This window comes from Deferribacter abyssi, assembly GCF_049472655.1.
GTDB lineage: Bacteria > Chrysiogenota > Deferribacteres > Deferribacterales > Deferribacteraceae > Deferribacter > Deferribacter abyssi.
Genome location: NZ_JAQNCS010000018.1, coordinates 12,505 through 30,923 on the forward strand (window position 1 = coordinate 12,505; position 18,419 = coordinate 30,923).

Here is an 18,419-nt window from a genome sequence, read left to right on the forward strand (position 1 = left end):
AATCAAAAAAACAAAAAGTAACTCTCCTAAAAGGTATTATATTAAAGAACCTTAGTTGCTAGCTCAACTATTCTGTTTGAATAACCCCATTCATTATCATACCAACTAAAAACCTTTACGCAATTCCCCTCCACAACTTTCGTTAATTTAGCATCAAAAATACTTGAATGAGGATTACCGTTAAAATCAACAGATACTAAATCTTCTTCTACATACTCCAGAATACCCTTCATATCATTCTCAGCAGCTTCTTTGACAGCATCATTTATTTCATTAACAGTCACATTTTTTGATAGCTCACATGTTAAATCAACAATAGATACATTAGGTGTGGGAACTCTAATAGCAAGTCCATCCAGTTTACCTTTCAATTCTGGCAAAACTAACCCAACAGCTTTAGCAGCCCCTGTAGAAGTTGGTATCATAGAAACTGCTGCTGCTCTAGCTCTTCTTAAGTCTTTATGAGGTAAATCCAAAATTCGCTGATCGTTCGTATAAGAATGAACTGTAGTCATAACTCCTTTTATAATTCCGAATTTATCATTTAGTATTTTTGCAATAGGAGCAAGACAATTTGTTGTACAAGAAGCATTAGAAATAATATTATGCTTTTCCTTATCATATTTATCAAAATTAACACCCAAAACTACCGTAATATCTGGATTTTCCGCTGGAGCAGAAATAATAACCTTTTTAGCACCTGCTTCTAAATGTTTTGAAGCCTGCTCCCTTTTTCTAAATAAGCCAGTAGATTCTATCACAACATCTATACCCAATTCTTTCCAAGGTAAATTTGAAGGATCTTTTTCAGCATACACTCTTATTCTCTTACCATCCACCACTAAAAATTCACCATCAACTTCAATACTAAAACCACTCCTACCATGAACTGAATCCCATTTTAACAAATGTGCTAGTGTAGCAGCATCTGTTAAATCATTAATAGCTACAAAATCGATATCAAGTTTTCTTTCCATTGCTGCTCTAAACGCACAGCGACCAATCCTACCAAATCCGTTAACTGCCACTTTTACTGACATTACCGTCCTCCTTTATATCCAATTTATTTTTAAGATACTCCAACTGAGTACTAATATAGTTAAAAACTTTTTCATACTCTTCTTTTTTAAAGTCTTCTCTTTTTGTAATCATATTAAATAATCTGTCAATACTGTATACAGATTTTTTTAAATTTTCCCGCTCACTTTTTCTAAGATTTTCAATTTCACTTCTCAATTTTTCTACTATTGTATGTGATTTTTCTAGCTTTACTCTTAAAGAATTATTTTCTTTTTTTAACTCTAAAACTTGCCCTACATGGCTTTCTTTTAGTAGTTTCTCAATTACATCCGTAAGTTTTTGATTTCTTTCTACTAAAGAATTATACTCTTCTAACAACCTTTGGTACTCACCTTTTAATTGATTGATTTCATTTAACGCATGTATTCTATCTTTAGAAATTTTCTTTACTCTATTTTGTGTTTTTTCCAAATTTTTCACAAGTTCATATTGCGCGGTAATATCTTGTAAAATCTCTCCGACCTCAACAACTCTATCCTCTTCATCAAATATAGGATACATCGTTTGCTCAAACCAAACAAGCTTATCACCTTTGCTAACAGAAATATGCTGACTCACGCTAATTTTATTATCTACTACTTCATTTAATTTACACCATTTACAAGGTTGTTCAAAGTTAAATATTGTCCGATAACATTTACTACCAATAAATTTTGGTAAACTGTCAACACCAGTAAAATCACCTAAAGCTTTATTCACATTGTTTAGTTCATAATTTAAATCAACAGAAAAGAGAGGATTTTTCATTCCATCAATAAGTTTTAACATTTTTTTTCTACTTTTTCCCAAAACCTGTATACTTTCTTCTAACCCCTCAATCCTAAGCCTGTAATCATCATTCAAAGTTTCTAAGCTTTTAACCTGCTCATCCAATTTATTTACAGTTGTTTCACACTCATTCAATTCTTCTCTTAAAAATTCTATTTCTTTTTTAAACTGCACAACATTAACTTGTAACATCATAAACTGCTTAAGAAATACACTTAAAAATTTCGTTATATTCTCAAGATACTTGGTATCATACAACACTAAAACATATTTACTATTAGATAGATTAAGTTGTATAAACAAAAAAACTACTTGGTTTTTCTTTTTAGCAAAAAATTTAGCACCACTATAATTTTCAAGCAAATAAGGCTTAATAATACTTGGTATTTGTATATCATCTATTTTATCTACTCCTATTTTATAAAATAGGTTATTTCCTCTATTATAGAGAAAAAAAACTTTATCATAATATTTCCTTACTAACTCAACAAATTCTTCCATCTTCATAAAAACATCCCTTTACTAAGGCAAAAAACATCAACCTTTTTTGCCCCAGACTTTTTCAAAATTTTTGCACATTCATTAATAGTAGATCCCGTTGTGATTATATCATCCACAAGCAATATTTTCAAATTATTTACATATCCTATACATTCAAATGCACCCTTTATGTTTTTTATTCTTAAATTTTTTCTTAGTTTCCACTGATACTCCGTCATTCTAACCCTTTTTAAAATAGTTTTGTAACGTATGCTAAACTTTTTAGAAATAAGTTTCGATAAATAATAAGCCGGTTGAACCAATCTCACAAATCTTCTTAAAATATAGACAGGAACTGGAGTCACAACATGATAATTATCACTTAAAGTTAATCCAGTCAGCAGTCTATCAAAAATCGTTAACTTCTTAAAACCAAAGTGAAATTTATAATATTTTAATAAAGATCTCATTTCATAATTGTACCAGTATAAAACAATCATCTTATCATAATATCTATCCTGAAAACAATTTTTACAGATACTATACTCTAACTCCAATGGGTAGCCACAAGTCTGACATGAGTGAGCAACCCGATTGAATTTATTATAACAAACTTCACATATTAAATCTGTAAAACTAATTTTTTGTTTTTTGCACAATAAACATTCAGAATAAAAAACTTCATTTAACAATTAATGATTCACCTGTCATATCTTCAGGTTTTTTAATGTTTAGCATATCCAGCATAGTCGGTGCAATATCAGCAAGTACTCCGTTAACATCTTTTAATCTACATTCATAATTATAAATTATAAAAGGTACTGGATTTAAGGTATGAGCTGTATGAGGCTGATCACTTTCATAATCCCACATCTGTTCAGAATTACCATGATCAGAAGTAACAATCAATACAGCATCCATTTCATCTGCAACAGTCATAACCTTACCCAGAGCTTTATCAACTGCGTTACAAGCCATAATTGCAGCTTCTTCTACCCCAGTATGACCTACCATATCTGGATTAGCAAAATTCATAATCACTACATCAATATCACCCTCAGTAAAAACTTTTTCAAATTTATTAACTACCTCAAATACTGACATTTCAGGTTTTAAGTCATATGTTGGAACATCTTTCGGTGATGGAACAAGTATTCTATTCTCATTTTCAAAAACAAGTTCTCTTCCACCATTAAAAAAGAATGTAACATGAGCATACTTTTCAGTTTCTGCAATTCTAAGCTGCTTTAAACCCTCCTTACTAATCACCTCTCCAAAAATGTTCTTTAAATTTTCAGGCGGAAACGCCACCAAAACATCAAAATCTTTACTATATTCAGTCATAGTTATAAAATAAACTAAGGGCATACCTTTTCTATCAAAATGCTCAAAGTCTTTATTAATAAAAGACATTGTTAGCTCACGAGCTCTATCAGCCCTAAAATTAAAAAAGAAAACCCCATCACCATCTTTTACTACACCATTTTTATCAATAATAGTAGGCATTATAAATTCATCTGTTTCTTCCCTTTCATAGGCAAGTTTCACAGCTTCAATTGGATTATCAATTTCAATCCCTTCCCCATGACGTATAGCATCAAAAGCTTTCTTAACCCTATCCCAACGCTTATCCCTATCCATAGCATAGTATCTGCCTGAAATTGTAGCTATTTTACCAAAACCTAAACTTTTTAAAAAACCATCTAAATCCTTAATATAATCAATTCCACTTTTTGGTGGTGTATCCCTACCATCCATAAATGCATGAACAAACACTTCTTTTATACCATTTTCTTTAGCCAATCTAATTAAACCTTTTAATTGATCAATATGACTATGTACTCCACCATCACTAACAAGTCCCAAAAAATGCACTCGACTTTGATTTTTACTTACCAACTCAAAAAACTTTAATATGTTTTTATTATCTTTTATTGTTCCAGTTTCTAATGCTTTATTAATTCTTACGATATCTTGATAGACAATCCTACCAGCACCAATATTTGTATGACCTACTTCAGAATTTCCCATCTGACCTTTTGGTAAGCCAACCCATTCTTCACTGGCATTTAAAAGAGTATGCGGACAATTATTCCATAAATAAATAAAATTTTTAGGATCGCACAATAATATAGCATTATTTTTCTTTTCTTCTCTATAACCCCAACCATCTAATATGAGAAGAATTAGCTTTTTCTTACTCACTTTACATCCTTATAAGCCCTTTTTTTTCTAACTCCGTTTTACATTCTGTGCAATACCTTGCAAACGGTACATATTCTAATCTTTTCTCATCTATTTTTTCTTCACAACTTATACATATCCCATACGTACCCTTTTCAATTCTCTTTAAAGCATCTTCAACTAATCTTAATTTCAATGCATCTGTTTCAACTTTACCGAGCATAAGATTTCTATTATAAATCTTATACGCTTGATCAGCCGAATCCTGTCCTTCCCCTTTGCCTAAATCGATAGCTTCTTGATATTTTTTTTGCAACCTATCTATTAGTTCACTTCTCAGTTTTAGCAATCTACTTTTATAATATTCCAATCTCTCTTTATTCATAAATTACCTCCTACTTATGATAGGGATGTCCCTTCATAATAGTATATGATCTATATATCTGCTCACTCAGCAAAAGTAATGCAAGTTCATGAGCAAAGGTTAATTTTGATAAAGAAAATAGCTCATTACATTTTTTCTTCAACACATCACTTAACCCTTCGGCTCCACCTATTAAAAAAGCAATATTTATATTTTGCTTTTCCTCAAACCATCGAGCGAAAGATTTTGAATCAAATTGCTTTCCTTCTATAGCTAAAGCCACTCTATAAAACCCCTCCGATAATCTCATAAACTTCTCACAAATCTTCAATTTATTTCCCATAGGCTTAAAATCAATCATCTCAATTTCAACTACAGAACTTAAACGTTTAATATATTCATGCACCATAGCTTTTAAACAGTTACTGTTAATTTTTGACCCCACAATTATTCTTATTTTCATAAGCTGAAGTCTCTATAAACTAACGACCTCTTAATGTCAATGATTATTGACAATGGAGTCGCTGTCATTAGTACTAGTCACGGCATTTATCAAGCAATTTATTATATCAAAACATTTATTAAGAGCATAATAGCTAATACTAAACCTATATACAGTCATTGATATCAGTTTTAATAAGTGAAAACCTCCGTATCTAAAGGTACAATAGGTTTAAAAACTCTCTCTTCTATCAATTCATTTATTTTAATATCTGTAAAAATAATTTCTGTAACATTACCAGCATTATCCTCACTAACAATTTTTTTAACAAATTTATTTCCTAACTTGAGATCAATATATTTTAAATTTATATTAGATTTTGGAATTAGCCTGACTCTTTTTTTATCCAAAGATATAATTTGAAAATTCTCACCTATTGTTGAAAAATCCATAATTATTTGTAAAACCACATTATCCTCTAAACTAATTTTCTGTCTTATTAGCTGCTTTACACTACTGTCGTAATATTCCATTTTATCTTTTTCAAAAAGATAATACTGTCTATATGGTTTTTTATAGTCCCACATTAGTTTCTCTCCTTTTTTCAAATAAACAGTACCTTCATAGTAATCTTCTCCAAACCCTTTAATTGTTGTTTTCTGAACAAATTTTGCTTCAAATGTCCTAATGTTTGAATAATTTTTCAATATCGATTCTACAGATTTATCTTTAGAAAATGCATTAAACACAATTACAAAACAAAAAACTAAGATTTTTAGAATTTTAATAATTTTCATTTACATCACCTCTCTTTTTATGCTATTATAAATATAATACAAACATTAAACATTCAATAGGGTAATAAAATGAATATATTATTGATTGATGATGAAAAATCTTTTCATAATATTTTAAATATATTATCCAAACAATTCGGTTTCAATGCATTTTTATGCAGCGATCTAAATAATGTGAAAAATATCATTGAGAAATATGTTATTGATATTGCATTAATCGATATAAATCTACCTACCTGCAGCGGTGATCAAATTATTACCTATATCAAAAATCATTCGCCAAAAACACTATGTTATTTATTCACAAGCGATTTCTCAAAAATACATCTATATAAAAAGCTAGTAGAAGGATATATTGAAAAAGATAAGCTGGTAGTTAAGTTACCAAAAATCCTAGAAAACAACGAAAAAAAATAGTAACTTCAATCTATTATATAATCTCCTGCTGCAATTCTTTTTTTAATATGCTTATGAATTGTTTCTCTTTTTGTAGGAGAAAGTCTATCAAGAAACAAAACACCATTTAAATGATCAATTTCATGCTGAAAAACTCGTGCTAGCAGATCCTCAGCTTCAATTTCCAATTCGTTACCATTTTCATCCAATCCCCTTATTAAAACCTTTGCAGCTCTCCTTACATTGGCATATTCACCAGGAATACTAAGACAACCTTCCTCCTCTATAACCTCACCTTCAGCATCAACAATTACAGGATTTATAATTTTAATTAGCTGATTCTTATCCTCACCTGCAGTGGGGTTTATTACCAGCAACCTCTCATTAACCCCTACCTGCGGAGCTGCAAGTCCTACACCAGGTGCGGCATACATTGTTTCTGCCATATTATTTAAAAGTTCAACTATTCTGCTATCTATATTTTTTACTTCAACACTTTTCTTTCTCAAAATAGGATTTGGAAATTTTAAAATTTTTAAAACCATAAACCCCTCCATCTGCTTTGATATAATATCTACCTTATTTGGAATTATTCAACATCTAATTTATTGTTTATAAAATCTGCAATAGAATATCTGCCAAAAAAACTCAACATAGCACTTCTAAATTTTTCTCTTAAACTCGCATCTTTAATAACCTGAGAAAAACGGTCCACAATGTCAATCTCCTTTTTACTAATTTCACGTTTCACCTTTCTCATATTTTTAGCAGGTGTATTATAACTCAAAAAAAATTTTAAATCTTTAACATCAAAACCTTTCTTTTTTAACTTTTCTATTATCTCATCTTTCATAAAATGGAGTTCATTTTTTAAAATGTGATCTGAAACTCCTATATATAAAACCCTATTTTTTACTACCGTTGGAACGGTCGATGATGCTATAAAATCCCCAACAACATACTTCCAGTTCTTAGATATTGCTAATGTCTTATACACAGATTCAGAAAAAGCATTTTCTAAAATATCACTAACCTTCTTCATTTATTTTTTTCAATTCCTCTTCAATCCTTAACAACAATTGTTTTACACCATTTTTGGTAACAGAAGAAATTTCGAAATAATTTTTATCTATCCCAAGATTTTTTACATATTCTCTAAATTGAAAAAGGTCATTCTCATTTTTTGAATCAATCTTCGTAGCCACAACAATCTCTTTTTTATCTGTTAAATCTTTAGAATACTTTTCAAGTTCTTTTCTGATCTTCTTATATCTCGTAACCATAGACTCTTCATTGTAAGATGAATCAACAAAGTGGAGCAACATCTTGGTTCTTTCAATATGCCTTAAAAACTGAGTTCCTAATCCAGCACCAGCATGTGCTCCTTCAATCAGACCAGGCATATCAGCAAGCACAAAACTCTCACCATAAGCCCCTTTTACTACACCCAAATTAGGACTCATAGTAGTAAAAGGATAATCAGCAATCTTAGGTTTAGCTGCAGAAACAACTGAGATAAAAGTTGACTTGCCCGCATTAGGATAACCGATAATACCTACATCCGCAATTAATTTCAACTCAAGTAACAAAATCTTTTCTTCCCCGGGTTTCCCTTCCTCTGCATACATTGGTGCCCTATGTGTAGGAGAAACAAACATCATGTTCCCTCTGCCGCCCTTCCCCCCTTTAGCCACAACTACTCTCTGTTTATGTTCTGTAATATCAGCTATAATTTCATCAGTTTCTAAATCTTTTATTATTGTACCCACAGGTACTTTAATTACTATATCATCACCTTTTTTACCGTGCTGATCCTTACCCTTACCGTGTTCCCCTCTTTTTGCTTTATATATAGACTTAAAAGTAATATCTAAAAGTGTTGACTTCCCTTCATCCCCTTCAATTATCACATCACCACCATCCCCACCGTTACCGCCATTAGGACCACCTCTGGGAACATATTTTTCTCTACGAAAACTTACACAACCGTTCCCACCATCACCTGCTTTAACATGTATTTTGACAATGTCGATAAATTTCATATGACTTTACCTAATATTTGCTCAAACCAATTTGATATTTCAGAGGATATAAAAAAAGCCCCTTTTCAGGGGCTGTTAATTCATACTCTTTCAGGATAAACTGATATAAACTTACCCATTCGACCTTTATCTTCAAATTTTACATAACCTTCTATCAAAGAAAAAATTGTATAATCTTTACCTAAACCAACATTCCTACCTGGTTTAAACTTAGTCCCTCTCTGCCTCACAATTATATTCCCAGCTTTAACATATTCACCACCAAACTTTTTAACACCTAACCTTTTACTATGGCTATCCCTACCATTCTTTGTACTACCACCAGCCTTCTTGTGAGCCATTTATATCCTCCTAACTAACTTTAATTTCTTTAACTCTTATCTTTGTATAATGTTGCCTATGACCATATCTTTTTTTATAATCTTTTCTTCTTTTTTTCTTAAAAACTAAGATCTTTTTATCTTTAACATGTTCAAGTATCTCAACTTCAACTTTCGCATTATCTACTTTTGGTGCGCCTAAAATTAGATCTCCGTCTTTTGCAACAGCAAGCACCTCATCAAGCTCAAGAATTGAACCTTTATCAGCATTAAGTTTCTCAACTTTCAACACATCACCAACCTTTACTGTATATTGTTTACCGCCTGTTTTTAATATAGCAAACATCTATTATCACCTCCATATTAGCACATTGGGAAGAGGTTTATATAACATTTTAACACATTAAGTCAACAAAAATTTTATTTCTTAGGTAAAAAACAATTTCAAAATATAGTCAACAATAAAATTTTAAAAGAATCACTTTATTTCCTTCATTTCGTAATCCAAATTTCCTAACCCAATTTTTTCAGCGTGTTTAAGCTGAACAATGGGATCAATATAATCATATATCTTTTTAAAAGGATCCTCTCCTACCCTTTTTAAAACCATATCATAGCATGCCTTATCCAAAGCTACTGGATCTGTTGATGCAAAAAATCCTATATCCTCACATACCGCCTTATCATTTCCTGGATAACAGTCACAAGCAGGAGAAATATTTGTAGCAATTGTAACATAAAGGATTTTACCTCTTAAAGCCTTGTGTACACCATAGGCATATTCAGCCATTTTTAACGATGTATTTTCAGCTGTTTCATCCCAATTTATCCCAATCGCACCCTCAGGACATACAGCTATGCATCGTGCACAACCAGTACACTTGTCCGTAATTACAGCAAAACCTTCTATTTTAATGGCTTCTGCAGCACATGAAACCTTACAATAACCACAAGCAGTACATTTATCTTTATGTACTTTTGGACGAGTAACTGAGTGCATCTCTAGTTTACCTTCCCTTGAAGCACAACCCATAGAAAGATTTTTTATAGCTCCACCAAACCCCGATACTTCATGCCCTTTAAAATGATTCACACAAACCATTCCATCTGCATGTACAATATCTGCAGCAAGTTTTACTTTATCCAAATATTCACCATCAATAGATATTTTTACACTGTTTTCTCCTCTAAGGCCATCAGCAATAATTACAGGAACCTGCAAAGTAGAATAATTAAAACCATTTAAAAAAGCATTATGTAAGTGATCCACACTATTTGTTCTCATACCAACATAAAGTGTATTTGTATCTGTTAGAAAAGGTTTTGTTTTCAAATCCTTTAGTATTTCAATAATAGGTCTCAAATAAATAGGCCTAATAAAGGCAGTATTGCCAAATTCTCCAAAATGAGTTTTTATTGCTATGAGCTTATTTTTACCAAAATATTTTTCAGGTGATAATTTTCTAAAAAGTTTTTTAACTTTATTCAAAGGTGAGTTCAATTTTTTATTACTCACACTTGAAAAATAAACAACTGACATTAACACCCCCTAATACTTTACATTGTTTTAATTAATATATATAATTATAATTGTAGTTTTTTTAATTATCAACTTTTGTTGGAGGATACAATGAAGAATTTTTTAGATTTAGTAAATAAAAGATACAGCTACAGAGGATATCTTAATAAAGATGTCGAACAAGAAAAAATTGATTATATCTTAAAGTGTGCAAATCTTGCCCCAAGTGCTGCAAATAGACAACCATGGAAAATCTATTTAGTTAAAAATTATGAAACAAGAAAAAAACTTGCAGAGGCATACCCCAAAGAATGGTTAATTGAAGCTCCGATTATTGTTGTTTTCACTGGAATCAAGGATAATAACTGGATTAGAAATGACGGGAAGAATTATTTAATGTGTGATGTTACAATAATCGCTGACTATTTTATTCTTGCTGCAGCAGAAGTAGGACTTGGCACATGTTACATTGCAGCATTTGATGAAAAAAAAGTTATCTCTACACTGAAATTACCTGAAAATGAGATCCCTTTTTTAATAACACCTCTTGGATATCCAAAAGAAAATGTCATTAGACCACGCAAAAGAAAAGACCTGGAAGAAATAATAGTTAATGTTTGATATTAATTGGTTCAAATCACACTATAGTGATATTTTAATAATAGCACTCATTATAATCATTTTTTTTATTTTTAAACTAATAATCTCAAAATTCACAAAACGCTTTAATTTAAATAAATCTATCGGACGAGTTTTAAATTATACTTTTATAATAATTATTATTGAGTTTGCAAAACCAAAAATAGTATTATCATCTCTTCTTGATACTGTAAGTATTTTTATTGAAGTTTCTTTAATAATATTTATTTTTTACAACTTAATAATAAATGTCTATATCAAAGATTATCTCATAGCATACAAAGGTAAACAGATAAAACATATCCTTATTGATATCATTAAACTCATATTTCTTACTTTTTTTATCCTCATAATTTTAAGAACTGTTTTTAAAGTAGATCTAATTACTATTCTTACTCCTTCAGCAATTCTTACTGCAATAATTGGTCTTTCAATGAAAGACACTATAGGGAACCTTATCTCCGGGCTTATTATTCAAATTGAAAAACCATTTGATGTAGGAGATTGGATCAAAATAGACGATTATGTTGGTCAAATTGCTGAAATTAACTGGAGATATACCAAACTAAAAACCCTAGATAACACTTTCTTAATTATACCAAATAACAATATTTCTTCAGGAAATCTTTTAAATTATAACAGACCTGAGAAAGAAATGAGAATCTTACTAGAAATAGGGGTTAGTTATGATACCCCCCCAGATAAATTAAAAAGCATTATTAAAAAGGTGTTATCTTCATCTGTTCATGTGGCTAAATCAAAAGATGTACACGTTTATTTAAAAAAATACAATGATTTCACAATAGATTACGATATAGCGTTTTGGATAAAAGAATACAAATTTACACGGGAAGCAAGAGATGAAGTTTATTCAGCTCTATGGTATGAGTTTAAACTGGCTGGTATCGAAATACCTTATCCTATAAGAACAATTATAAATAAAGAGTCAAAGCAAAATGAAACTGAAATGGACAAGATATTAGTATCTGATTTCAAAAAATTAGAAATCTTTAATACCTTATCTGAAACAACCATTGAAAATATTATACGATTTTCAGCTATTCACAGTTATCCTAGAAATTTTATTATAATAGAAGAAAATGAACACGGTGAAAGTATGTTTATTATTTTAGAAGGAATTGCTGAGGTATTCAAAAATAACAAAAAAATTTCTGAACTTAAAAGTGGTGATTTTTTTGGTGAAATGAGTCTCCTAACAGGTGAAAGACGCTCTGCAACAGTCATAACAAAAACTGAATGCAAAGTTGTCGAAATCTCAAGACCTGTTTTTAAGGTCTTCTTAGAAAGAGACAAAAAATTAATCGATGCTGTAAACAAAATTTTTAAACAACGTATCGATAAATTGAAAAAAAACCGAATAGAATCTAACGACATCAAAGAAATAGAAAAAAATTTGTTTGCAAAATTTAAAAAATTATTCAATTTTTCTTAGTTGTAAAATATAAAATTGTATGGAGAACAAAAAATGGAAAAAATAATCGAAAAGGCAAACATTTTAATTGAAGCTCTTCCCTATATCAGAAAATTTTACGGCAAATCAATTGTTATAAAATATGGCGGTCATGCAATGGTGGATAATGTATTAAAAAGTAGCTTTGCCGAAGATATTATATTACTTAAATATGTAGGGATAAATGTTGTTGTCGTCCATGGCGGTGGACCACAAATAGGTGAAATGTTAAAAAAATTAAATATTGATAGCAAGTTTGTTTCAGGTATGAGAGTTACTGACAAAGAAACCATGAACATTGTAGAAATGGTCCTTGCTGGTAGTGTTAATAAAGAAATTGTAAAACTCATAAATAAACACGGTGGTAAAGCAATAGGTTTATCAGGAAAAGATGGAAATTTAATTAAGGCAAAAAAACTTTTAATTACCAAACAAAATAATTTTGTTAAAACACCTGAAATAATAGACATTGGTCACGTCGGTACTGTTGAAAGTGTCAATATAAACGTATTAAAAAGTATTATGGAAAATTTCATACCAGTTATTGCTCCTATAGGAGTAGATGAAAATTTTGAAACTTATAACATAAATGCTGATTTGGTAGCTGCAAGCGTAGCCAAATTTTTAAAAGCTGAAAAACTTATTCTATTAACCGATGTCCCAGGCGTTTTAGACAAAAATAAAAATCTTATTAGCAGTATAAAAACATCACAAATAGAATCTCTCAAAAAAGATAAAACTCTTACAGGAGGTATGATTCCAAAAATTGATGCATGTGCAAATGCTGTTTCTGATGGTGTTAATAAAGCTCATATAATTGACGGCAGAATTAAACATTCAGTACTTTTAGAAATCTTTACCGACTCAGGTATAGGTACACAGGTTGTGACAGGATGAAAGTACCTGTAGATTATATTAAAAATATAATATTACCAAATTGTAATTACGATAAAAAAATAGCTGAAGCTTTTGTTAAAATACCCAGACACTACTTTGTAGATGAAGCTTTACATAAACTAGCATATAAAGACGAAGCTCTTCCTATCGGATTTGGACAAACTATCTCAAAACCTTCTATCGTTGCAAAAATGACCTCCCTTTTAGACCCAAACCCCTCCGACAAAATTTTGGAAATAGGAACTGGGTCAGGATTTCAAGCAGCAATTCTTTCAAGGTTAGTCAGTGAAGTTTTTACAGTAGAAAGGATCTCCTCCCTATATTTAAGAGCATCCAATAATATTCGTAAGCTTTTTATTAATAATGTGCGTTTTAAAATTGATAACGGCAAGATAGGCTGGGAAGAACATGCTCCATTTGATAAAATAATTGTTACTGCAGAATCCCAAAACCTACCTAATGAGCTTATTTTTCAATTGAAAAATAAAGGGAAAATGGTAATACCCATAAAAGGTATTTTGAAAGTCATTACTAAAAAAAATAACAGTATTCTTGAAGAATCAGTATCTGAATGTAAATTCGTCAAATTTATCACCTGAACCATTTAAAAAATCGTTTTACTATTGACTAACTCATTAAAAAATAATAAATAATCTTTATTGTGAAGAGCGTATCTGTTATAGGCACTGCTAAATGTGATTATCGCTTTTGTCCCATTGCCGAAACTGTTGGCTCTCTTATAGCCAAAAAAGGATATGTTACTATATCGGGTGGCCTTGGCGGTATAATGAAATACTGCTTCAAAGGAGCAAAAAATAAAGATGGGCTTACTGTAGGGATAATTCCTTCTTATAATAAAAATGATGCCAATAAGTATTGTGACATAGTAATTCCGTCAGGCTTAGGTCATGCTAGAAATATTTTAGTTGTTTCCTCAGGTGATATTGTTATTTCTATTGGGGGAGGATATGGTACAATAAGTGAAATTGCAATAGCTCTAAAGCTTAGCAAACCAGTAATAAGTTACGAATCCCCTATACATCATGAAAACAATTTTTTAGATATTGATCCCTTCTTAATTAAAATAAATGAGGTACTATGAACTTAGAGTTTGATAACGAATTCAACGAATTTGATGATTTGGAAAACATTGAAAAAGAATTAAGCTCAAATGAACTTGAAAGTATTTCTTTATATCTCAAAGAAATAATACAGTACCCTGCTCTCTCAAAACAGGATGAAATAGAAATTGCAAAAAGGATAGAAGCTGGTGATAAAACAGCAAAAGATTTTATGATAAAATGCAACCTCAAGCTTGTTGTCTCTATTGCAAAAAAATACAATAATCGAGGTTTACCTTTAATAGATCTTATTGAAGAAGGGAATATAGGTTTAATCAAAGCTGTAGAAAAATTTGACTATAAAAAGGGGTTTAAGTTTAGCACTTATGCTACATGGTGGATAAGACAAGCTATTGAAAGAGCCATCGTAAATCAATCAAAAATGATAAGAATTCCTGTTCATATGAATGAAAATATCAACAAAGTTAAGAAAGCATCCGAAAAACTTAGAAAAAAATTAAAAAGAGAACCTACTCTCCTTGAATTGTCTACCGAATGTAAAATGTCTCTCCTTGCTATTCAAAAAACTCTTGATGCCATGTTTCAAGACACTTCCATAGATAATACACTTAGCGAGGATGAAACTAGTACACTACATGATGTAATCCCAATGGATGAAGAAAAAAGTGATCCCTTCAAAAGGGTTTTAGTTGAAAAAAATAGAGAATTAATTTTAAACTGGATAGAATGTCTAACTCCAGTAGAAAAAGAACTAATTATCAGAAGATTCGGTCTTCATGGTGGCGATGCAGAAACTCTTGAAACAATTGGAAAAAAACTTGGGATTACAAGAGAAAGAGTAAGACAAATTGAAAAAAGAATACTAACAAAATTGAGAAATCACCTTAAAACTAAAAACATCAATCTGGAGGAGCTGTTATGATCAAAGTCCCTAAAAAAGAACTTGATAGAAGATTACTTCTTTTTATTTCAACAATGTCAAAAATTGATCCAGAATGGAAATTAGCTGTCTTTTTTGATAAAATAAATATCTTTTACTTTACTGGTACAATGCAAAATGGAGTCCTTTTCATCTTTAAAAACAATGGAGCTCATTTTTTCATTAGAAGAAATTTTGATAGAGCAAAAGAAGAATCTGAATTCGATAATCTATATCATGTAAGAAGTTTCAAAGATATCCTTTCTTATTTCAAATCATTCCCTAAAACAGTATACATTACAAAAGAAACCTTGCCATTAATTGTTTTTGAAAGATTTAATAAATATTTTAACTTTCAAAACATCAAATCATGTGATCTTGCTATCAATTACACAAGGGCTGTAAAAAGTGACTTTGAGCTTAATTTTATAAAAAAAGCAGGAGAAATTCACCGAATAACAAAGGAAGAAATTGTCCCAAAGCTTCTAGTTACCGGTATGAGTGAGTTTGATTTTGCCAGAGAGCTTTTAAATCAAATGCTACGTCTTGGACATCAAGGCATCACTCGTATAAGAAGTTTTAATGGAGAACTTTATCTTGGTAATATTTGCTTTGGTGAAAATTCTAATTATTACAACTCATTCGATGGCCCTGGAGGTATTAAAGGCGTTTGCCCTGCCGTGCCACTCTTTGGGAACCCTGACACAATACTTCAAAAAAACATGCTCATTTATGTGGATACCGCATGTGGATATATGGGTTATTATACTGATAAAACTCAGATTTATGTCACTGGGAACCTACCACAATATGTTTATGATGAACATAAAAAGTGTGTTGAAATTCAAAACATGATAGCAGAACATTTAAAACCTGGTATAACCCCTTCAGAAATCTACGAAATAATTATGTCAAAAATTGATAAAAAGTTTTTACCAGGATTTATGGGATACAAATCGAATCAGGTAAAATTTCTGGGGCATGGTGTTGGTCTTCATGTAGATGAATATCCTGCCATTGCAAAAGGGTTTGATATACCCCTTGTAGAAAATATGGTTATCGCTGTAGAACCAAAAAAAAGTATTGAAGGTATAGGTATGGTAGGGATAGAAAATACTTTTTTGGTAACTGAAAAGGGAGGTATATGCCTAACCGGTAATAATCATGAAATTATTAACGTTTAAACAAAATCATGTTACTCGATTTTAATGAAGAGTTTAAAAAGGCTTTCGAGCTAGCTACAAAATCTCCAAAGTCGTTGTTTATTACAGGAAAAGCTGGCACTGGCAAATCAACTTTCCTAAAATATCTAATTAATTCTTACAATAAAAATTTTATTGTTCTTGCTCCCACAGGTGTAGCTGCACTCAATATCGAAGGACAAACAATCCACTCATTTTTTAACTTTCAGCCAAACATTTCTCCTCATAATACAAATAATGTATGGGTAGAAAATCCTGAACTTTATAAAAACATAGAAACAATAATCATAGATGAAATCTCTATGGTAAGAGCAGATTTACTTGATTGTATAGATATCTTTCTACGACGTTTTAAAAACAAAAATAAACCATTTGGTGGAACAAAAATGATTTTTATCGGTGACCTTTACCAACTTCCACCAGTTCTCACATCTAGCAACAAAAAAATTTTTTTAAAAGAATATGATAGCCCTTATTTTTTCGACGCAAAAGTTTTTAAAGAACTTGACCTTGAACTCATAGAATTTACTAAAATTTACAGACAAAAAGATGATTTTTTTGTAGAAATATTGAATAAGGTAAGAAATAATACCATTACAGATGAAGACCTTATCATTCTTAACAAAAGAGTTAGGCCGAATTTTAAAGAAGATGATGGATACATTTATCTCACCACAACAAACAGCCTTGCTGAAAAAATAAATAGTGAGAAATTAGAAAAACTTAAAGGTAGAAAATACCTATTTGAAGGTATTATAAATGGAAGGTTCACCGATGAAAACTTACCTACAATGAAAATTTTGACACTTAAAAAAGGAGCTCAAATCATGCTGCTGAATAATGATCCTGAGGGGAGATGGGTAAACGGCTCTATTGGTTATATCGTAAATATTTTTGATAAAAATGAATTGGTTGAAGTAGAATTAACAAATGGAAACCGAGTAATGGTAGAGCCATTCAAATGGAATATGTATCAATATTATTACGATAAAGTTGAAAGCAAAATTAAATCAAAAATTGCTGGTTCATTTACCCAGTTCCCTATAAAGCTAGCCTATGCTATTACAATTCATAAAAGTCAGGGTAAAACTTTCGACAAAGTCATTATTGATCTTAGTCGTGGTATTTTCTCTCCAGGGCAGCTTTACGTTGCACTGAGCAGGTGTACAAAATTGGAAGGAATCATACTTAAAAAACCAATAAAAAAAGGGCATGTAATGCTTGATAAAAAGGTTATAAAATTTATGACATCATTTCAGTATCACCTATCCGAAAAAAAATATCCACTAGAAGAAAAACAAAAGTTTTTAGAAAAAATGATAGAAAAAAAACAGCCAATAAAAATTATTTATCTGAAAACAAATGACCAAAAAAGTATAAGAACAGTAACTCCTCTTTATGTAAAAAAGATGGAATTCTCAAATAAAAAATTCTTAGGTTTAAAAGCTTATTGTCACTTAAGAAATGAAGAAAGAGTCTTTAGACTAGATAGAATCCTTGAAATATATGAAAAATATAAAGAGGAATAATTTTTCTTAAATTATAGTGCTGTAAAAAATGGGGTAACTCCAGGTGAATAATCAATTGACATTTAATAGCAAAAGTAGTAACACTTTTAAGTTAAAAAAATATGTTTGTGTTAAGCCTGCCTGACGGTAGCTTGACACGGAGAAAAACTCTTATCAAGAGTGGTGGAGGGAACGGGCCCAGTGAAGCCACAGCAACCGGTTCACAAAAAGTGAACGACAGGTGCTAATTCCCGCCCTGAAAGGGGGAAGATAAGAGGTTAGTAAAAACGAGCCTCTTTATCTTCGCAT

At 30.8% G+C, this 18,419-nt stretch carries 22 protein-coding genes, 1 pseudogene and 1 riboswitch; of the genes and pseudogenes, 9 read left to right on the forward strand and 14 right to left on the reverse strand.

Annotated features, from left to right (window positions below):
• Positions 1-41 precede the first annotated feature (41 nt).
• The 8 genes and pseudogenes from gap to OWK30_RS09870 all read right to left on the reverse strand — a co-directional run bounded on the left by gap (position 42) and on the right by OWK30_RS09870 (position 6,115).
• Positions 42-1,040, reverse strand: a complete 999-nt coding sequence (gene gap, locus OWK30_RS09835) for a type I glyceraldehyde-3-phosphate dehydrogenase (protein ID WP_423326031.1) — start codon at positions 1,038-1,040, stop codon at positions 42-44.
• Positions 1,018-2,355: a PAS domain-containing protein gene (locus OWK30_RS09840; RefSeq protein WP_423326033.1), complete on the reverse strand. Its 1,338-nt coding sequence runs from the start codon at positions 2,353-2,355 to the stop codon at positions 1,018-1,020. Before OWK30_RS09840 ends, gap begins: the two co-directional genes overlap by 23 nt.
• Positions 2,352-2,798: a ComF family protein gene (locus OWK30_RS09845; RefSeq protein ID WP_423326106.1), complete on the reverse strand. Its 447-nt coding sequence runs from the start codon at positions 2,796-2,798 to the stop codon at positions 2,352-2,354. Before OWK30_RS09845 ends, OWK30_RS09840 begins: the two co-directional genes overlap by 4 nt.
• A gap of 114 nt (positions 2,799-2,912) precedes the next feature.
• A pseudogene (locus tag OWK30_RS09850) lies at positions 2,913-3,020 on the reverse strand (ComF family protein); the annotation flags it as partial.
• Complete coding sequence (gene gpmI / locus OWK30_RS09855) at positions 3,010-4,533, reverse strand: 2,3-bisphosphoglycerate-independent phosphoglycerate mutase (RefSeq protein ID WP_423326035.1); 1,524 nt, start codon at positions 4,531-4,533, stop codon at positions 3,010-3,012. The pseudogene OWK30_RS09850 and the gene gpmI, both read right to left, overlap by 11 nt.
• 1 nt (position 4,534) lies before the next feature.
• Positions 4,535-4,897 (reverse strand): TraR/DksA family transcriptional regulator, encoded by a 363-nt coding sequence (locus OWK30_RS09860; RefSeq protein WP_423326037.1) that lies wholly within the window; start codon positions 4,895-4,897, stop codon positions 4,535-4,537.
• 10 nt (positions 4,898-4,907) lie between these two features.
• A complete protein-coding gene (locus OWK30_RS09865) occupies positions 4,908-5,339 on the reverse strand; it encodes a 23S rRNA (pseudouridine(1915)-N(3))-methyltransferase RlmH (protein WP_423326039.1) in 432 nt (143 codons plus the stop codon).
• Between the two features lie 170 nt (positions 5,340-5,509).
• On the reverse strand, positions 5,510-6,115 hold the full coding sequence (locus OWK30_RS09870; protein ID WP_423326041.1) for a LolA family protein: 606 nt from the start codon (positions 6,113-6,115) through the stop codon (positions 5,510-5,512).
• Between the two features lie 69 nt (positions 6,116-6,184).
• Between OWK30_RS09870 and OWK30_RS09875 the strand changes: the two genes are divergently transcribed.
• Entirely contained in the window at positions 6,185-6,532 is a 348-nt protein-coding gene (locus OWK30_RS09875) for a response regulator (RefSeq protein WP_423326043.1), read from the forward strand.
• 5 nt (positions 6,533-6,537) lie between these two features.
• Here the strand turns inward: OWK30_RS09875 and def are convergent, their stop codons facing one another.
• From def to OWK30_RS09905, 6 genes are all read right to left on the reverse strand, one after another.
• Positions 6,538-7,056, reverse strand: coding sequence for a peptide deformylase (gene def / locus OWK30_RS09880; RefSeq protein ID WP_423326045.1), 519 nt, complete (start codon positions 7,054-7,056; stop codon positions 6,538-6,540).
• Between the two features lie 44 nt (positions 7,057-7,100).
• Positions 7,101-7,553: a DciA family protein gene (locus OWK30_RS09885; protein ID WP_423326047.1), complete on the reverse strand. Its 453-nt coding sequence runs from the start codon at positions 7,551-7,553 to the stop codon at positions 7,101-7,103.
• Positions 7,540-8,553: a GTPase ObgE gene (obgE, locus tag OWK30_RS09890; RefSeq protein ID WP_423326049.1), complete on the reverse strand. Its 1,014-nt coding sequence runs from the start codon at positions 8,551-8,553 to the stop codon at positions 7,540-7,542. Before obgE ends, OWK30_RS09885 begins: the two co-directional genes overlap by 14 nt.
• 80 nt (positions 8,554-8,633) lie before the next feature.
• Positions 8,634-8,894, reverse strand: a complete 261-nt coding sequence (gene rpmA, locus OWK30_RS09895) for a 50S ribosomal protein L27 (protein ID WP_149266071.1) — start codon at positions 8,892-8,894, stop codon at positions 8,634-8,636.
• 10 nt (positions 8,895-8,904) lie between these two features.
• Positions 8,905-9,219, reverse strand: a complete 315-nt coding sequence (rplU, locus tag OWK30_RS09900) for a 50S ribosomal protein L21 (protein WP_423326051.1) — start codon at positions 9,217-9,219, stop codon at positions 8,905-8,907.
• A gap of 132 nt (positions 9,220-9,351) precedes the next feature.
• Positions 9,352-10,413 carry a DUF362 domain-containing protein gene (locus OWK30_RS09905; protein WP_423326053.1) on the reverse strand — a complete coding sequence of 354 codons (1,062 nt, stop codon included), beginning with the start codon at positions 10,411-10,413 and terminating at the stop codon, positions 9,352-9,354.
• Between the two features lie 90 nt (positions 10,414-10,503).
• On the opposite strand from OWK30_RS09905, the gene OWK30_RS09910 reads away from it, so the two are divergent.
• From OWK30_RS09910 to OWK30_RS09945, 8 genes are all read left to right on the forward strand, one after another.
• Positions 10,504-11,013 carry a nitroreductase family protein gene (locus OWK30_RS09910; RefSeq protein ID WP_423326055.1) on the forward strand — a complete coding sequence of 170 codons (510 nt, stop codon included), beginning with the start codon at positions 10,504-10,506 and terminating at the stop codon, positions 11,011-11,013.
• A complete protein-coding gene (locus OWK30_RS09915) occupies positions 11,006-12,484 on the forward strand; it encodes a mechanosensitive ion channel domain-containing protein (RefSeq protein WP_423326057.1) in 1,479 nt (492 codons plus the stop codon). Before OWK30_RS09910 ends, OWK30_RS09915 begins: the two co-directional genes overlap by 8 nt.
• 33 nt (positions 12,485-12,517) lie before the next feature.
• On the forward strand, positions 12,518-13,399 hold the full coding sequence (gene argB, locus OWK30_RS09920; RefSeq protein WP_423326059.1) for an acetylglutamate kinase: 882 nt from the start codon (positions 12,518-12,520) through the stop codon (positions 13,397-13,399).
• Positions 13,396-13,998: a protein-L-isoaspartate(D-aspartate) O-methyltransferase gene (locus tag OWK30_RS09925; protein ID WP_423326061.1), complete on the forward strand. Its 603-nt coding sequence runs from the start codon at positions 13,396-13,398 to the stop codon at positions 13,996-13,998. Before argB ends, OWK30_RS09925 begins: the two co-directional genes overlap by 4 nt.
• Positions 13,999-14,060: 62 nt before the next feature.
• The gene (locus tag OWK30_RS09930) at positions 14,061-14,501 is read left to right on the forward strand and encodes a TIGR00725 family protein (RefSeq protein WP_423326063.1); all 441 of its coding nucleotides are present in this window, start codon (positions 14,061-14,063) and stop codon (positions 14,499-14,501) included.
• The gene (locus OWK30_RS09935) at positions 14,498-15,403 is read left to right on the forward strand and encodes a sigma-70 family RNA polymerase sigma factor (protein WP_423326065.1); all 906 of its coding nucleotides are present in this window, start codon (positions 14,498-14,500) and stop codon (positions 15,401-15,403) included. The genes OWK30_RS09930 and OWK30_RS09935 overlap by 4 nt, the downstream gene beginning before the upstream one ends.
• Complete coding sequence (locus tag OWK30_RS09940) at positions 15,400-16,584, forward strand: M24 family metallopeptidase (protein ID WP_423326067.1); 1,185 nt, start codon at positions 15,400-15,402, stop codon at positions 16,582-16,584. The genes OWK30_RS09935 and OWK30_RS09940 overlap by 4 nt, the downstream gene beginning before the upstream one ends.
• 8 nt (positions 16,585-16,592) lie before the next feature.
• Complete coding sequence (locus OWK30_RS09945) at positions 16,593-18,131, forward strand: AAA family ATPase (protein WP_423326070.1); 1,539 nt, start codon at positions 16,593-16,595, stop codon at positions 18,129-18,131.
• Positions 18,132-18,278: 147 nt separating this feature from the next.
• Positions 18,279-18,387, forward strand: a riboswitch (SAM riboswitch).
• Positions 18,388-18,419: the final 32 nt, after the last annotated feature.

Excerpts from the sequence above, each read along its gene's own strand:
- gap (WP_423326031.1), bottom strand. The coding sequence starts at position 1,040 with ATGTCAGTAAAAGTGGCAGTTAACGGATTTGGTAGGATTGGTCGCTGT.
- OWK30_RS09840 (WP_423326033.1), bottom strand. The coding sequence starts at position 2,355 with ATGAAGATGGAAGAATTTGTTGAGTTAGTAAGGAAATATTATGATAAA.
- OWK30_RS09845 (WP_423326106.1), bottom strand. The coding sequence starts at position 2,798 with ATGAGATCTTTATTAAAATATTATAAATTTCACTTTGGTTTTAAGAAG.
- OWK30_RS09860 (WP_423326037.1), bottom strand. The coding sequence starts at position 4,897 with ATGAATAAAGAGAGATTGGAATATTATAAAAGTAGATTGCTAAAACTG.
- OWK30_RS09865 (WP_423326039.1), bottom strand. The coding sequence starts at position 5,339 with ATGAAAATAAGAATAATTGTGGGGTCAAAAATTAACAGTAACTGTTTA.
- OWK30_RS09870 (WP_423326041.1), bottom strand. The coding sequence starts at position 6,115 with ATGAAAATTATTAAAATTCTAAAAATCTTAGTTTTTTGTTTTGTAATT.
- OWK30_RS09875 (WP_423326043.1), top strand. The coding sequence starts at position 6,185 with ATGAATATATTATTGATTGATGATGAAAAATCTTTTCATAATATTTTA.
- def (WP_423326045.1), bottom strand. The coding sequence starts at position 7,056 with ATGGTTTTAAAAATTTTAAAATTTCCAAATCCTATTTTGAGAAAGAAA.
- OWK30_RS09885 (WP_423326047.1), bottom strand. The coding sequence starts at position 7,553 with ATGAAGAAGGTTAGTGATATTTTAGAAAATGCTTTTTCTGAATCTGTG.
- obgE (WP_423326049.1), bottom strand. The coding sequence starts at position 8,553 with ATGAAATTTATCGACATTGTCAAAATACATGTTAAAGCAGGTGATGGT.
- rpmA (WP_149266071.1), bottom strand. The coding sequence starts at position 8,894 with ATGGCTCACAAGAAGGCTGGTGGTAGTACAAAGAATGGTAGGGATAGC.
- rplU (WP_423326051.1), bottom strand. The coding sequence starts at position 9,219 with ATGTTTGCTATATTAAAAACAGGCGGTAAACAATATACAGTAAAGGTT.
- OWK30_RS09905 (WP_423326053.1), bottom strand. The coding sequence starts at position 10,413 with ATGTCAGTTGTTTATTTTTCAAGTGTGAGTAATAAAAAATTGAACTCA.
- OWK30_RS09910 (WP_423326055.1), top strand. The coding sequence starts at position 10,504 with ATGAAGAATTTTTTAGATTTAGTAAATAAAAGATACAGCTACAGAGGA.
- OWK30_RS09915 (WP_423326057.1), top strand. The coding sequence starts at position 11,006 with ATGTTTGATATTAATTGGTTCAAATCACACTATAGTGATATTTTAATA.
- argB (WP_423326059.1), top strand. The coding sequence starts at position 12,518 with ATGGAAAAAATAATCGAAAAGGCAAACATTTTAATTGAAGCTCTTCCC.
- OWK30_RS09925 (WP_423326061.1), top strand. The coding sequence starts at position 13,396 with ATGAAAGTACCTGTAGATTATATTAAAAATATAATATTACCAAATTGT.
- OWK30_RS09935 (WP_423326065.1), top strand. The coding sequence starts at position 14,498 with ATGAACTTAGAGTTTGATAACGAATTCAACGAATTTGATGATTTGGAA.
- OWK30_RS09940 (WP_423326067.1), top strand. The coding sequence starts at position 15,400 with ATGATCAAAGTCCCTAAAAAAGAACTTGATAGAAGATTACTTCTTTTT.
- OWK30_RS09945 (WP_423326070.1), top strand. The coding sequence starts at position 16,593 with ATGTTACTCGATTTTAATGAAGAGTTTAAAAAGGCTTTCGAGCTAGCT.